13 protein-coding genes are annotated in these 15,797 nt (G+C 58.3%); 3 read left to right on the forward strand and 10 right to left on the reverse strand.

The features are described from left to right. Positions 1 to 82 precede the first annotated feature (82 nt). Positions 83 to 796, forward strand: a complete 714-nt coding sequence (locus AGR13A_RS16445; protein WP_080837604.1) for a GntR family transcriptional regulator — start codon at positions 83 to 85, stop codon at positions 794 to 796. A 56-nt stretch (positions 797 to 852) separates the two neighbouring features. Further along, positions 853 to 1,749 (forward strand): SMP-30/gluconolactonase/LRE family protein, encoded by an 897-nt coding sequence (locus AGR13A_RS16450; RefSeq protein ID WP_080837606.1) that lies wholly within the window; start codon positions 853 to 855, stop codon positions 1,747 to 1,749. Positions 1,750 to 1,760: 11 nt separating this feature from the next. Here the strand turns inward: AGR13A_RS16450 and AGR13A_RS16455 are convergent, their stop codons facing one another. The 10 genes from AGR13A_RS16455 to AGR13A_RS16500 form a co-directional block, all read right to left on the reverse strand. Then, a complete protein-coding gene (locus tag AGR13A_RS16455) occupies positions 1,761 to 3,074 on the reverse strand; it encodes an HlyD family type I secretion periplasmic adaptor subunit (protein WP_080837609.1) in 1,314 nt (437 codons plus the stop codon). Then, positions 3,061 to 4,896, reverse strand: a complete 1,836-nt coding sequence (locus tag AGR13A_RS16460; protein ID WP_080837612.1) for a type I secretion system permease/ATPase — start codon at positions 4,894 to 4,896, stop codon at positions 3,061 to 3,063. Before AGR13A_RS16460 ends, AGR13A_RS16455 begins: the two co-directional genes overlap by 14 nt. Positions 4,897 to 4,910: 14 nt before the next feature. Further along, entirely contained in the window at positions 4,911 to 5,666 is a 756-nt protein-coding gene (locus AGR13A_RS16465) for a hypothetical protein (protein ID WP_080837615.1), read from the reverse strand. Between the two features lie 104 nt (positions 5,667 to 5,770). Continuing rightward, positions 5,771 to 8,605: a TonB-dependent receptor gene (locus tag AGR13A_RS16470; RefSeq protein ID WP_080837619.1), complete on the reverse strand. Its 2,835-nt coding sequence runs from the start codon at positions 8,603 to 8,605 to the stop codon at positions 5,771 to 5,773. A gap of 149 nt (positions 8,606 to 8,754) precedes the next feature. After that, a complete protein-coding gene (locus tag AGR13A_RS16475) occupies positions 8,755 to 9,750 on the reverse strand; it encodes a FecR family protein (RefSeq protein WP_080837621.1) in 996 nt (331 codons plus the stop codon). A 111-nt stretch (positions 9,751 to 9,861) separates the two neighbouring features. Then, positions 9,862 to 10,362, reverse strand: a complete 501-nt coding sequence (locus tag AGR13A_RS16480; RefSeq protein ID WP_020813249.1) for an RNA polymerase sigma factor — start codon at positions 10,360 to 10,362, stop codon at positions 9,862 to 9,864. Positions 10,363 to 10,588: 226 nt separating this feature from the next. Further along, positions 10,589 to 11,341 (reverse strand): ABC transporter ATP-binding protein, encoded by a 753-nt coding sequence (locus AGR13A_RS16485; protein WP_080837625.1) that lies wholly within the window; start codon positions 11,339 to 11,341, stop codon positions 10,589 to 10,591. Further along, positions 11,335 to 12,402, reverse strand: a complete 1,068-nt coding sequence (locus AGR13A_RS16490; RefSeq protein WP_080837628.1) for a FecCD family ABC transporter permease — start codon at positions 12,400 to 12,402, stop codon at positions 11,335 to 11,337. The genes AGR13A_RS16485 and AGR13A_RS16490 overlap by 7 nt, the downstream gene beginning before the upstream one ends. Beyond that, a complete protein-coding gene (locus tag AGR13A_RS16495; RefSeq protein ID WP_080840250.1) occupies positions 12,399 to 13,538 on the reverse strand; it encodes an ABC transporter substrate-binding protein in 1,140 nt (379 codons plus the stop codon). Before AGR13A_RS16495 ends, AGR13A_RS16490 begins: the two co-directional genes overlap by 4 nt. 94 nt (positions 13,539 to 13,632) lie before the next feature. Continuing rightward, positions 13,633 to 14,766, reverse strand: coding sequence for an ABC transporter substrate-binding protein (locus AGR13A_RS16500; RefSeq protein WP_080837630.1), 1,134 nt, complete (start codon positions 14,764 to 14,766; stop codon positions 13,633 to 13,635). Between the two features lie 113 nt (positions 14,767 to 14,879). On the opposite strand from AGR13A_RS16500, the gene AGR13A_RS16505 reads away from it, so the two are divergent. Next, a complete protein-coding gene (locus AGR13A_RS16505) occupies positions 14,880 to 15,704 on the forward strand; it encodes a class I SAM-dependent methyltransferase (RefSeq protein ID WP_080837633.1) in 825 nt (274 codons plus the stop codon). Positions 15,705 to 15,797: the final 93 nt, after the last annotated feature.

Genomic DNA, 15,797 nt, shown 5'->3' on the forward strand with positions numbered 1-15,797 from the left:
AGTGCATACCGGTATGCCGGTTGTCAATAAATTTGCATTCCGGTAAACAGGATTATGAAAATTGCCGGACGCAGGGGGAAAAATGCGAAAAGGCCTGACGACAGAGCGCCCGGCCCCGGAGATGGAGCCACTGGATTTGAACCGTCCCGCGGTGGACCAGATCTATGCCGCGCTGAAGGGCGCCATCCTCGCAAGACAGCTTGCACCGGGTCAGGCCGTGTCGGAAAACGATATCGGCCAGCTTTTCAATTCCAGCCGCACGCCTGTTCGCGAGGCATTAAGCCGTCTTCGCGATGACGGGCTGATCGTTACCCTGCCAAGCCGGGGAACCTATGTTTCAAAACTTTCGGAACAGCAGATCAGAAGCGCTCAATTCATCCGCGAGGCGCTTGAAGTGGCCGCCATTCGCAGGCTTTGCCAGATGGATTTGTCCACCCGGGCGATGCGCGACATCGAACAGGCTCTGGCCGCCCAGCGCCAGGCGATCGTGGACGGCGACAGAAAAGCGTTCCGCGTGCATGACGATCAGTTTCACAGCGCGCTGGCCGCCGCCACCGGCCTTGACCGTCTGGAAACACTGCTGATGCGGGAAAAGGCGGCACTGGACCGGTTGCGGGTGCTCGCCATAACCGATGAGGCCCATATGGCCCGCCTGCTTTCCGAACATGAGGCTGTGTATGACGCGGTCAAAGCCAGGGATGAAGAGCGCGCTGTAGAATGGCTGCGCCAGCATCTGCGACGTGTCCTTGGCATTTTGTCGCAAATATACGAGGCTCACCGCGAATATTTCGACTAAGGCAGAAATCCTGCAAACATCGGACCGGACGAACTGAAATTACAATGGCAGAGATAATGCGGAATTTGGGACAGGCGGAACTTTTCTGCGACGTGATCGGCACGCTTGCGGAATCCCCCGTATGGGACGAACGGCGACAAGCCCTTTTCTGGTGCGATATCGTGGAGAAAAAGCTCCATTCCTTCGCCCCTTCCAGCCGGACATACTGGACATGCACCCTTGCGGACACCGTCTCCTGTCTTGGCCTTTGTGAAAGCGGCAGGCTGATCGTCGCATGTGGAATGCAGATCCTGCTGGTCGATCCTGAAAGCGACACGGTGCAAACGCTCGTCACCATACCCGCGCCCGATGCCCTGCCCTGCCGGCTGAATGATGGACGCGTCGGCCCGGATGGCGCATTCTGGGTCGGCACCATGGATGGTGGGCCGTTCAGCGAGATACGACCGAAAGGTCAATTATGGCGGGTCACCGCAAACGACATACGTCTTATGGAGACGGGGATGACCTGTCCCAACGGCCTTGCCTTTTCCGCCGATGGCGCGGTGATGTGGCATAGCGATTCCGTTCAGCAATGGATTCGCAGGCGACGTTTCGACAAGAGGAGCGGCACTTTCGACGAAGGCCGGATCATCGCCCGGCCGACCGAAGAAGAGGGCCGCCCGGACGGCGGTTGTGTGGATGGCGACGGCAGGTACTGGAGCGCCGGCGTTTCCGCTGGAATGCTGAATGTTTACGATGATGACGGCAAGCCATTCGATAAAATCCGGATGCCCGTACCGCATCCCACCATGTCCTGTTTTGGTGGCGAGGATTTCAGGACCCTGTTCGTCACCTCACACGGAAACAAGATGAGTGAGGAGGCCCGCACACGCTTTCCGCATTCCGGCGGCGTCTGGGCCATTCCGGCCGATGTTCAGGGTTTTCCGGCCTTCCGTTTTGCGGACGGGGCATAACCCCCGAAAACTTAGTCCTCCCGGAAGGCGCGGCTGATCTGGTCCGTCAGCGGTTTGGCGATATAGGACAGTGCGGTCCTTTCGCTGGTCTGGATGAAGGCCTCGGCAGGCATGCCCGGCACCAGCGGCGCATTGTTCAGCTTTTCCCGGTCGGAGACCGGCACTGAAATTCTCGCCAGATAATAGGACAGACCGCTGCGCTGGTCGGTGGTGATATCCGCCGCGATACGGCTGACATGGCCTTCCAGTTCCGGCGTCACGCGCTGATTGAAGGCGGTCATGCGCAGCATGGCCTTTTGCCCGACCTGTAGCTGGTCGATATCCTTCGGTACGATCTGCACCTCCAGCGCCAGCTCATCCCCGTCAGGTACGATCAGCATGATTGGATCGGCCGGCGTTACCACGCCTCCCACCGTGTGAACCGCCATTTCATGCACCATGCCGGATTGCGGCGCTATGATATCGATACGTTTCAAATCATCCTCGGCGGCGACCTTCCGCTCGACATATTCGCCCATCTGGGCCTGTATCTCGCGAAGCTCCCGCCCGACCTCGGTGCGCAGTTCCTGATCGATCTGGAGAATTTGCAGTTTCGTCTCGGTGATCCGTCCGGCCGTCTGCGCCTGATAGGCGATTTTTTCGCCACGCTCGCCGCCGAAGGTCGCAGCTTGAGTCTGCAGGCTGTTCAGCCGCTGCACGGAGACGATCCCCTGTTCACGCAGGGATTTCTGCGAGGTGATTTCGGCGTCCAGCACGGCAAGGCCGTTATCATAAGCGACTTCCTGTGCCTTCAGCCCTTCAATTTCATGCTCGAACTGGGTGATACGCTCGGCAAGCTGCGCCTTGCGTCCCTCACGGTAAGATTTGCGGAATTCGAACAGCTTGGTTTCGCTGCGCATGGCGGAAGCCACATCGGGATTGTCCTTGCGCGCAACAAGAGCCTGCGGGAAAGTGAGTTCCGCCAAATCGTCACGCTCGGCCTCCAGCCTTGACATGCGTGCACTGAGCTCATCCAGCCGCTTGGTGACGATGGCGAGATTGGCGCGGGTCTGCGTCGCGTCGAGACGCATGACGACATCGCCGGCTTTCACCCTGTCACCCTCACTCACCAGAATTTCGCCAACCACGCCACCTTTGGGATGCTGCACTTTCTTGCTATAGGAATCCACAACCAGATGCCCGGACGCCACGACCGCACCGGCAAGATTGGTCGTCGCTGCCCACCCGCCGACACCGGCCAGCAGCGCAACACTTGCGGCAAGACCGGCAAGAAGATGTTTGCGAATGGAACGGGACACATGGGTGCGCTGATCAATTTTTGACATCCGCATCTCCTTCCTGATTACCCTCTTCCAGTGCAACCGGCTGAGCCTGGGTATTGGCAACGACACGCAGCGGTGAGACAGTCTGGGCGGATGCGGCAAATCCCTTGACCGCCTGCCCCTGCGGAACGCGCAGCACCTTTGACAGCACCTCGTCGCGCGGGCCGAAAGCTTTCATCCGCCCCTCTTCCATCATCAGAATGAAATCAACTGCACCGATGGCGCTCGGCCGGTGCGCGACAACGACGGCAATGCCCCCCCGCGCCTTGACCGAGGAAATCGCCCTGACCACGGCGGCTTCGCCTTCCGCGTCAAGATTGGCGTTGGGTTCATCCAGTACTACGATGAAGGGATCGCCATAAAGTGCACGGGCAAGGCCGATGCGCTGGCGCTGTCCGGCGGAAAGCGCCGAGCCAGCCTCGCCGATATCGCTGTCATAACCCTTTTCGAAACGCAGGATCAGCTCGTGCGCACCCGCGGCTTTGGCCGCCGCTATGATGGCTTCAGGATCGGGATTATCCTCGAAACGGGAGATATTTTCCCCGATCGTGCCATCAAACAGCTCCACGCCCTGAGGCAGATAGCCGATATGGCGGCCGAGCGCCTCACGGTCCCACTGATCGAAACTCGCACCGTCCAGCCGTACCTTGCCGGCCACCGGCATCCACGCGCCAGTGAGAATGCGCGACAGGGTGGATTTACCCGAGCCGGAGGGGCCGATGACGCCAAGCGCATTTCCGGAGGTCACGATGAAACCAAGTCCGGCAACTGTCGGCTTTTTCTCTCCCGGCGGGACGATGGTAACATTTTCGACGCGTAGTTCCTTTTCAGGCTTCGGCAGGGCCATCGCGGCGGCATTGGCCGGCATCTGTGCAAAAAGCTCCTTCAGCCGCGCCCAGCTCTGCCGGGCGGCCACGAAGGACTTCCAGTTGGAAATGGCAAGATCGACGGGCGCCAACGCCCGACCCATCATGATCGAGCTGGCGATCATCACACCGCCCGAAGCTTCCTGGTTGATGACCAGCCACGCACCAACCGCCAGAATGGCCGATTGCAGCACGACCCGCAGGGATTTCGCAATATTGCCGAGACCGCCGGCCACATCGCCCGCCTTGCGATTGGCGGCGAGATAGGCCTCGTTGGAGATTTGCCAGCGTTTGCCGAGCCGGCCGCCGAGCCCCATGGCCTGCACGACCTCGGCATTGCGGCGCGAGGCCTCCAATTGCCGGTTGCGGGCCATATTCTCGACCATGGTGTCGCGGATCGGCTTCTGCGAAAAGATGTTGGTGAGGATCGTGAGGGAAACGAGCAGCACCGCGCCGGCAAGCGCCGTTACGCCGATCCAGAAATGAAACAGAAAACATATGCCGAGATAAAGCGGCATCCACGGCAGATCGAAAAAGGCCGTCGGCCCCGTGCCGGAGAGAAAACCGCGCACATTGTCGAGATCGCGCAGCGGCTGCAGACCGTCGCCCGGCATGCGGTTGACGAGCGGAAGGCGTACCACCGCATCATGCACCCTGCCGGAATAACGCATGTCGAAATCTTCACCGATGCGGATCAGAACGCGGGCGCGGATGATATCGAGCAGGCATTGGAAGCCGTAAAGGCCAAGCGCGAGAAGGGCGAGCCCGACCAGCGTCGGCAGGCTGCCGCTTGCCAGAACCCGGTCATAAACCTGCAGCATGAAGAGCGGCGACGTGAGCGCGAGTATATTGACCACGCCACTGACGAGCGCAACGCCGAGAAATGTGCTTTTAAGGGGCGAAACAACCGCCGCAGTGAGGGACTGCGGCGGTGTCTGCTGGTGGTTTTGAAAGCCCACAGCCTGTTTTTCCTTTACGCGGCAAGCGCCGTTGCGCTGGCGAAAATGAAGTCCGATGCGTCGAGTACGCTGGAATCTACACCAACAAGGGTAATGGTGTCGCCACCAAAGAGGTTTTCAATGACTGCATCTCCGTTTGCATTGTTGCCGATTATGACATCATCAATGCTTCCGGCGCCCCAGGCGGATACGTCCAGCTTGTCTGCTCCGTCCTGATAACCGTAGGTTCCGGTCGGGCCAGCCTTCACCACATCATTGCCGCCGGAGAAAACGAATGTATCTGCGCCAGCAAAACCTGTCAGCGTGTTGGAGGAAGCGGTGTCTTCGATCACAGTGCCGGTAGCCGCAAAATAGTCATAGAAGCCGGCCAGCGAGCCGAAGCGCGCAAGCTGGTAAACGGCGAGATCGAGCAGGTCGCGCGCGCCTGCGAGCGAGTAGGAACCGTCGGGATCGATCAACAGTTCCTGCTGGCTGACGGCAATGCCGCTGGTGGACTGGCTGTAGCCGGTACCCAGAACGATGCTGTCAACCGACCCCGTCAGGTTGCCCTGGGAGTACTGCAGAGCGCCGCTCATGACGATGCCCTTGCCGCCGGTGCTGCCATCGCCCCACGCCTCATAGGTCGTGTTCGGATCGATGGTGGTGGTGGCGAGAGAGCTGGTCTGAGCATCGTAGAACGCACCATAGGTCGAACCAAAACCGCTCGTCCAACCGTTAAGGTAACCGATCAGGTCGGAGGAAGACTGCGTCAGTTGAATTGTGGTAGCCATAGGTGTACTCCTTTGCTGGCCAATAGGGATACCTTGGTCATGTGACGAAGGCGTTTCATCTCCGGGACGGGCTGCAACCCAGCCCGGAGAATTTCTTCTGCGTCTCAGAACTTCACGTTCATCGTCGCGATAAAAGTGCGGCCAGGCGCGGTGTAGGCGCTGGTGGCTGGAATATATTTGCGGTCCGTCAGATTGTTGACGGCGAAACGAAGTGTCGCCTTGTCGTTGAAGGCATAGGAACCATAGAGGTCCACCGTCGTGTAGGGATCGGTCACCTCGCGCAGATTGCCCTCCGTATCGAGCGTGCGTGACTGTGTCGGCGTGACATGGTTGAGCCGCGCTCCCAGAGAGAATTTTTCGTCGAAGAAACGCATGCCGCCATCGAGCGTAAGCTTAACCTTCGGTGCGACATCGCCTGGCCATGCGACGATCTCGCCACTTGTCGTGGTTGTGCCGTTGGAAAATACCTGTGTTTTGTCCGGCCAGTCAGTCTTCAGCAGCGTTGCCGAGCCGCCGAGCCAGAAGCTACGCGCATCATAATTGCCCTCGAATTCGAGCCCACGCATATAAGTCGTGCCATCGAGATTGACGAAGCTGGTATAGGTGCGGTTCGCGACCTGATCCGTGACGAGATAACCAAGAGCGATATAATCCTTCACCTCACGGCGAAAGGCGGCCATTTTGATACGAATGGAATCGTGGTCCAGCAGCACGCCATCGAAACTGATATTCGCGCCGATTTCATAGGTTGTTGCTTTTTCCGCCCGCAGGGACTGGTTCGGAGCATATTCATAGCCGACCGAATCTCCAGGACGTGCGCCGGCAAAAAAGGCCTCAAGAATTGTCGGCGGTCGCAGGCTCTGGGAATAGCTCACGTAGGGCCGGAACCAGTCAACGGGTTTTAGTTCTATCGTAGCGGATGGCAACCAGGCACTATAGGTACGGTCTATTTCCACGTCGTACGAAGGGTACTCCGTCGAAGAAGTCGTGCCAAAATAGGTAGTTCCAGCATCCCGCCACTGGCCGTTGATGATTTCACCCTTAGTAGCAGGCCAAACGGTGTTCAGAGTGTTGCAGGAACTTGCCCTCTGTACCGCGGTAAAAGTGCGACCACCAAATACACCCGTAGTGCAAATCGCGTATACGCGATCGTAAGTTGCCCGCGAGTATTGCGAAACATAGGTGAGATAATTGTCTATTGCGCCTACAACACGGTTTGAACCCGTCTCAACCGTCACCTGATCGTAGTAAGTTGCCGATCCTTTCAGACGCGACCAGTCATATCGCACGCCGCCGCTTATCACTATCCAGTCCGCGGGCTCAAGTTCACCGTTTAAAAACAGGCTTGCGACATCACGTCGCCCGGGCGGGCTGAAGGCGGTGTAGCTGCTGGCAAAGGCGGGGTTACTCGTAATGGCAGAGCTCGTGGCAACCGATGAGGAAATGTCCCTGAAAGCTTCCGCGCCATAATTCAGGCTGAGCTCACCCGCTTTAGTATCGAAACGGCTAGTGTTTTCGACGCTACCCCCGAAACTCCGCAAGCCCATGTCAAGGTTCGTTTCAACGGCATATCCGGGACGCGCCGAACGCAATTCGTGCGTCATATTATCGTTCAGCCACAGCGAGGACTTGAAGTCTATGAGTTCGCTTTCGGGGTCCCAGTCCAGCTTGGCAACGATGCTGTCGTTACGCACGCTCTCCCGGTCTATCTGTTCGGCGGCGCCCTGAACGAAATCATTCTGCTGGTGCATCCACGACAGCGACGCCTTCACGTCCCCGAAGTCACCTTCACCCTTGAAAAAACTAGACCAGCCATCCCGGCCGAGCAGGTCCTTCATGGTCAAGGCGGTGCTTCGGGCCTCGCCTCTGGTGCCGATCTTGTATTCATCCATGATTGTACGGCTGTAACCGGCAACGAAGGAGAGTGGGCCATCCGGCTCTCGGACAGCAGCCAAAACCGAACCCTGAAAATCGTAACCATTGGTGCCGCGAGAAATATTCACCTCGCCGCCTTTGTTCGCACCCTCAGGGATAATATCTGCAGCGCTGACGGTGCGGAACTCGACCTTTCCGCCCAGCGAACCGGCATTGCCGGATGTGGCGCTGGTCATTTTTTCGACCTCGACAGCGCGTATGAAGGCGGCGTCCACATAGGCCTGGCCATTATTGGCAGAATAAATCGATGCGCCGCCGGTGCTGAACCCGCGCTGCGCATTCTGCCGCGCGCCATCGATGGAGACGACCACGCGGCCGCTTTCCTGCAAACCGCGCACATTTGGCGAAACGGTTGGGAAGCTGCCATTGCCCTCACCGGCATAAACGCCGGAGACCCGGTTGAAAACATCGCGGGTGTTGCGCACGCCTGCCGACTGGATGGCCTCGCGGCCGACCACGCTGACGCTTGCGGGCGTTTCATAAACCCAGTCTGGCGTCCCCTGATAACCGGAGCCGGCAATGGAGCTGCGCCCGGTTTTACCGGTCAGCGTAATGGTTTCGAGAACCGTCGTGCCCTCCGCCCCGGAAAGATCGACGGTCGATTCCCCCGTACCGATGATGACGGTTCTACCATTCCCGGCGATGCGGAAATTCACGCCCGTACCCGCCAGCAACCGCGACAGCGCCTCCCGCACCGTGAAACTGCCGGTGACGGCGTTGGTGCGCACATTGCCCGCCGATGGCGTGGCCAGCGTGACCTGAAGGCCGGATTGTCGCCCGAAGGCGCCTACCACGGATGACAGCGACTGGACAGGAATGTTGAACGGTCGCGTTGCGCCCTGCTCGCCATTCGGGCGCTGGCTATTGGCGGCATCAGGTCCGGTCTGCGCAAAAACCGGCATCGAGATTGAAACAACGACAGCCGTCGTCGCCAGCAGCATGGCTCTGCGCGCCTGCTTTCCCGCTTTTCTGCCCGAACCGGTTACAAGTATATGGAGGCGCATATTGCTTTAGTCTTCCTGTCTTTCGTTCCGGAAATATCTTGACCGGATTACTCAACAAAAAGACGATTGCCTCGGCGATTTTTTTCAGGCTTTTTGAGGAAATTTTATAAATTACTGAAAATAAATATGATTTTTTGTTTTCAACTGTTTCAGAAGCGGGTGATGATGCGGGCGCTGCCGCCAATCGCATGCACCTTGCCCCTGTAGGGTTCCACCAATGCTTCCAACGCGCGGTCGGGGTCACGAAGATCGTAAAACCCCGTCACCCGCTGCTCGGCCAGCCTTTTGTCCGCCATTGTCAGCCATGCCGGATGATAGCGCTGTATCTGCTCCACGACCGAGCCGATGGTCGCATCCACCACATAAAGCTCCCCGTTGCGCCAGCCGCCTATATCCTCCACGGACACGCTCTCCTTTCGGATTGCGCCGGAGGCGTCGACAATCAGCATCTCGCCGGGGATAAGCCGTGTAGGCGCCGCATTGCGGAAGGATGCTTCCACCGAGCCATGCGCAAGCGCAACCTGCGTTATGCCATCCGTGAGATCGACATCGAAAGCCGTGCCCAGCACCTGAACGGTGACATTCTTTGTCTCCACCACGAAGGGTCGTGCGCTATCCGGCACGACATCAAAAAAGGCTTCGCCCTTCAGCACTTTCACATTACGGCGGCCATCGGTAAAATCGGTGGAAAGCGCGCTCGCAGCGGCAAGTTGCACCCTGCTGCCGTCTTCAAGGATTATCGTGCGGCTTTCAGCCGTACTGGTCTGATAATCCGCTTCGATGCGGACGAAAAAAGCGGGTACGAAAAACACGGCAAGACAGAGCGACGCTGCAGCCATGGCCATGCCGGCATAGTGACGAACGGTAAAGCGTCGCCGCGGTAGCTGTTTTTCGGCCTTGGCCGGCAGGTGGGGCGCATCTTCCCAGAGGTTCTTGAAAGCCGGTTCAACCAGACCGAGGTTGCGCCACGTCTTGCATGTCCGCTCCCAGGCAAGACGGTTTGCCGGCGAGGCAACCAGCCATCGATCAAACTCCGCCTTCAGCCGCGGCTCCACCGATCCCGCCTGCAGGCGTATCAGCCAGTCAGCCGCCTCTTCCGCCTTCCCGTCAGGCAATTCTATTTTCCTATCTGGATCAATGGTCATTGAACCGGGCCAGTTCCTTTGCGAGGCAGAAAAGACGCCTCGTCTTCCGCGTTGTTATATAGACGTTTAACGGAAAGTTTTTTTTCACATAATGGGACAATCAGGGCAATTTCACTTCATTTCTCTGGTAATCGCGGCAATGCTACCCTTGATCAGGCGGTGAGCGCTGGCCACGGACACGCCAAGGTGACGAGCGATCTCCTCCATATTGTAACCACCGAATCTGTGCATTTCCAATGCCACGCGCGCCTGAACCGGCAGGGTCTCCAGAATTGTCTGCATCTGCCGAACTTCATCGCAGAACAGCGCATGCTCTTCCGGCGTACCGTGGTCCTGCGGCACGCCCCAGAAGGGGGTGTCATCCGGTCGCTCCCGCAGGTCTTGCCGGTTGCGCCGGCGGTTGTCGAGCGCAAGATTGCGAACGATGCGAAAAAGATAGGATTTGAGGTTGGAGGGATTGCCGGAGGCTTCCGGAACGAATTTCAGGAACGCTTCCTGAACCACGTCCTCCGCATCCGCCCGCGACCCTAAAATCAGGGTGGCGTATTTGATCAGGTCGACCCTATGCGCGACGTAAGCGTTATAACGCTTGTCATCTTCCCGTATGCCCATGTCTCAACCGAGAGAAATCTGAAGGATCAACGACACTGCCGGCCCCAAAATGACAACGCAGTTTTCCGCCCAAACCTCTAGCATTCAAACTGCGGATCGAACAGATATTTCATGACTATAATTATCAAGAATCTGTGCAAGCTTAACTTGCGCCTCAACCAGCACAGGGCTTGTCTGAGGCCTAAGCAATCGGACCCGGCAGCGGATGCGGCCGGCTCCTCATCCGTCAGATCGCCCCGTCGACGATGACCATCGGCCTGCCCTGCGAACAGGGCTCGATGCGCGCATCGATGCGATAGATATCGCGCAGCATCGCCGAGGTTATCACCGCCTCGGTGCTGCCGCTCACCACCATTTCACCGCGGGCGATTACCATTGTATTCTCGCAATAACGAAGTGCGTGATTGAGATCATGCAGGGCGATCAGCACGATCATGCCGGTCTTCTGGGCAAGCTCGGTGACGAAGCCCAGAACCTCGATCTGCCGGTGAAGATCGAGCGCGGAGGTCGGCTCGTCCATCAACAGCACTTCCGGCTTACGCGCCAGCGCCTGCGCCAGCGACACGAGCTGGCGCTGGCCACCCGACAGTTCGCCCAGACCGCGAAAGGCGAGATCGTGGATTTTCAGCGCCTTGAGAATGGCGTCGATCTCGAACAATTCATCATCATGAACACGCCAGCCGCCGCCCTGCTTGGCGGAAAGCAGCACGGATTCGTAAACCGTGAGCACGGCATTGGCGCCGGTATCCTGCGGCATGTAGCAGATGGCGCGCTTACCGCGCGCCGTATCGGAAAGTTCGACCAGTCCGGGACCCGAAATCAGGCTGGCGATGCGCTTGAAAAGCGTCGACTTGCCGGCGGCGTTCGGGCCGATGACCGCTGTGACGCTGCCGCTTTCCAGCGTATCGATGCCGACCTTGGAGAGAACGGTGGTGCGCCCATAGGCGGCGCCGACATCCTTCAGTGCGAGCGCTACCATGCGCGTCTCCTGTTGCCGAAAATAAGCGCGAAAAAGAACGGTACGCCGACAAGCGCCGTGATGACCCCGATCGGCAGAATTGCGCCGGGAATGAGGATTTTGCTGATGACCGAGGTGGCCGACAGAAGCAGCGCGCCACAGATCACCGAGCCGGGCAGGAAGAAGCGCTGATCCTCACCCACCACCATGCGGGCGATGTGCGGACCGACCAGCCCGACGAAACCGATGGTGCCGACAAAGGAGACCGGAATGGCCGCCAGAAGACTGACCGTCAGCATGGTCGTCAACCGCAGCCGCCGGACATTGATGCCCATGCTCGCCGCCTTGTCGTCGCCCAGCCGGAGTGCGGTCAGCGCCCAGGCATTGCGCATGAACATCGGCACGGTGATGACGAGAATGGCAGCGGTAATATAGACCTTTTCCCATGTTGCCTTCGTCAGGCTGCCCATGGTCCAGAACACGACGGCGGCCAGCGCCTGTTCGGAGGCCAGATACTCCAGCAGCGACAGGGCCGCATTAAAGGTGAAAACCAGCGCGATGCCGAGGAGAACGATGGTCTCCACGGTCACGCCGCGCATCGTCGAGGCGAAGTGGATGAAGAGAGCCGCGACCATGGCCATGATGAAGGCGTTGATCGGCACCATGTAATGCACGGCGCCTGGAAAGATCGCCACGCCGCCGACAAGGGCAAGTGCGGCACCGAAACTTGCCGCCGCCGAAATGCCAAGCGTGAAAGGGCTCGCAAGCGGGTTGGACAGGATGGTCTGCATCTGCGCGCCCGCAACCGACAGGGATGCACCGACGGTGACCGCCATCAGCGCGATGGGCATGCGGATATCCCAGATCACCACCCGCAGCTGGTTTGCGGCAGCAGCCGGATCGGCAATGGTGGCCAGAACGTCGGAGATCGTATAGCGCGCCGGGCCGAGCGCCATGTCGGCGGCCATGCTGAAACACAGGGCGATAAAAAGCCCGAAGAGAATGATGATCCTGCGAGCGGCAAGGGCGCGATATTGATCGCGCCCACTCACGCCAACGGCGCTTTCATTCAACGAACTCATTGGCTCGAACCTTTTTCGAGAGAGGCAAAATAGCCCGGTCTGTAGGTGACGGGGAGGAATTTCCGGTAAAATTCCTCAAAGTTCTTTTCCGGGTCGAGATCGGCAAAAAGATCGGGATGGAACCACTTGGCGAATTGCTGGATCGGCAGGAACTCGTAGGGAGCGCCATAGAACTGGTGCCAGACGGCGTGGACATTGCCCTGCTTTACAGCCTTCAGTTCCGGAAACGGCGTGCGCGTCATGAGACCGGCCAGCCGCTCGCGCGAGAGCGCCATATCTGCGCCTAGCCCAAGGGGGACGAACTGGTTGATGTCGGATTCCGCCGCCCAGTTGGAACCGGTCACGATGACATGATCGGGATCGGCGACAACCAGCTGCTCGGGATTGAGATCGCCGAAGGTCGTCTTGATGATGCCATCAGCAATATTGTGACCGCCGGCGAGATCGACCATGGCGCCGAAATTGGCCGGGCCGAAGGTGCGGCAGCAATTGTTCTCACCGGAAATGCCGGGCGAGCGCTCGATGAAGACATTCGGACGCTTCAAATCCTTGACGCTCGTTATCCGGTCGGTCACGCGGGCGATTTCCGCGCGGCGATAGGCGATGAATTCCCTGGCGCGCTCTTCAGCGCCGAACAGTTTTCCAAGGATTTCAATCGAAGCTTCGCTGTTCTTGTCGGGATCGATGCGGAAATCGAGATAGACGATCTTGATGCCGGCGGCGGCGGCCTTTTCTTCGAAACCGCTTTCCTTGGCGGTTTTTTCCGTTTCCAGATTGAGGGTAATGACATCAGGCGAAAGGGTGATCGCCGTTTCCAGGCTGAAGTCGCCCTGCGGCAGATAACCGAAACGCGGCAGTTTTTCGATCTGCGGAAAACGTTTCACATAGGCCGTGTAGCTGTCGGGGTCTTTCTTCAGAAGATCGTCACGCCAGCCGACGATATTGTCGAAAGTCTGGTCGCCCTTGAGGGCTGCAATGACATGAATCTGGCGTGCCTCGCCGACGAGGACACGTTTGGCCGGCAGATCCAGCTCGATCTTGCGTCCAGTGACGTCAGTGATCTCCGCTGCCAGGGCGGGCACGGCGAGAAGAGAGAAAACCAGCATCGCAAGATGCCTGAGAGCGTTGAGCCGCATGAGAAGTCCTCTTGGTTCCAAAAGAAAATGATGAAGCCGCATGGCTGCGGCTTCACCCATGGATCAGACGGCGCTCCTCTTCACCGTCCCTGTCTTATTTCGCGTCTTTCAGCGAAACGAAGTAGCCGGGCTTGTAATCGAGCGGCAGGAAGCGGGCATGCAATTCCTTGAAAGTTGCCTCGGGATCGAGATCCTTAAACAGGTCCGGATGCAGCCACTTGGCAATTTCCTGAATGGCCACGAACTGGTAGGGATTGTTGTAGAACTGGTGCCAGATGGCATGGACATTGCCGTCCTTCACCGCCTGCACGCCGGTAAAGGCCGGGCGCTTGGTCAGGTTTTCCAGCTTCCGGTGTGCTTCCTTCACATCCGCGCCATAACCGACGCCAACCCAGTTGCCGCCCGGAACATAACCGTTCCAGTTACCGCCGGTGATGATGATCTGCTCCGGATTGGACGCGATGATCTGTTCCGGATTAACGGTGCCGAAGGTGCCGGGAATGATGCCCTTGGCCATGTTGACGCCACCGGCAAGTTCCACCATCTTGCCGAAATTCTCATTGCCGAAGGACATGCAGCAATCGTCGGAATAACCGCCGGCGCGCTCGATGAACACGACAGTTTTCTTCGGATTGGCCTTTTCAAGCGTATCGGTAACTCTTGCGATGGAATCGGCGCGGAACTTGATGAAGTCCTCGGCAACCTTTTCCTTGCCGGTCAGCTTGCCCATCAGGCGCATGCTCGGCTCGGTATTTTCCATCGGCTTTTCACGGAAATCGACATAGACCAACGGAATGCCGACCTTGGCGAGCTTTTCAATGTATCCCGCCTCTTCCGTCGCCGTCTTGGCGTCGATATTCATCAGGATTACGTCCGGCTTCAGCGAAACCGCCTGTTCGATGTCGAAAGTGCCATCCTTCATGCCGCCGAAGGTCGGCAGCTTGGCGATTTCTGGATATTTGGAGATATAGGCGTCATAGGTTTCCGGATCGGCTTTCGCCAGATCGTCCCGCCAGCCGACCACGTGCTGGAAAGGGTTGTCCTTGTCGAGCGCCGCCAGGAAATAGATCTGCCGACCTTCGCCGAGGATAATATGCGAAACAGGGACGTTGACTTCGACATCCCGGCCCGTCACATCCTTGACGGTGACCTTTTCGGCAAATGCCGGCCAGGCGGCGGAGACGAGAAGGCCAAGGGCAAGTGCCGCAGATTTGGCTGAGATGCGCATCGGATATTGCTCTCCAGTGTTGACTGGCGCGGCTGTATTATTTTCTGACTATACTAGTCAAGTTTTATGTTTTAGAGCCGTTCTCAACTGACCGGCGCATGAGTTGAAGTCTAATGATCGACACTATCCAGTATGGCAAAAACGACAGCCTGAGAGACGAAATCAAGGCTTATTGGTCCGGCCGCGCCGCAACCTTCGACCTTTCGCCAGGGCATGAAATTTTCTCGGAAGAGGAGCGCGCCGCCTGGCACGCGCTGGTTTTGAAGCATCTGGGACAGGGTGAAGGCCGCAAGGCACTCGATCTCGCCAGCGGAACCGGCGTCATCTCGCATCTGATGGACGATCTCGGTTTTCAGGTCACCGGCATGGACTGGTCGGAAACCATGCTGGCGCTTGCAAGGGAAAAAGCGAAAAGCCGTGGACGCAACATTCGCTTTTTCGTCGGAGATGCCGAAAACACGATGGAGCCGGACGAAAGCGCCGACGTCATCATCACGCGCCATCTGGTGTGGACGCTGGTGGACCCGCAGGCGAGTTTTGCTGAATGGTTCCGCGTATTGAAACCGGGCGGGCGGCTTCTGATCGTCGACGGTGATTTCGTCAATACCGGCTGGCGCGAAAAACTGGTCAAGAAACTGGCTGCCGGTCTGGAAAATATCGGCCTTGTGAAACCCGACCAGCCGCACAGGCCGGCGGATCCGGACAATACATTCAACAGTATTCTCTCGCGGGTCTATTTTTCAAAGGGCGCAAGAGCCGGCGATGTCGCAGCACTTCTGCGCAAAACGGGATTCGAGCCCGTCGCAATCGATCAGGAGCTTCAGGCGATTCATCGCGCCCAGGCGAAGAATTTCACCCTGCTGAAGGGCATCCTGCGCGGGCTGCAGCACCGTTATGCGGTCTGTGCGGTGAAGCCGGATGTTTCCGAAAAGATCTGAGGAACGCCGCAGCCACCTTCACTATCCGCGTGCACGACGTCATCCTCGGGCCTGTCCCGAGGATCCAAGCACCTATCGCAAAATCAATGCATT

Origin of the sequence: Agrobacterium genomosp. 13 str. CFBP 6927 (assembly GCA_900012615.1) — a bacterium.
In the GTDB taxonomy this organism is placed as follows: Bacteria; Pseudomonadota; Alphaproteobacteria; order Rhizobiales; family Rhizobiaceae; genus Agrobacterium.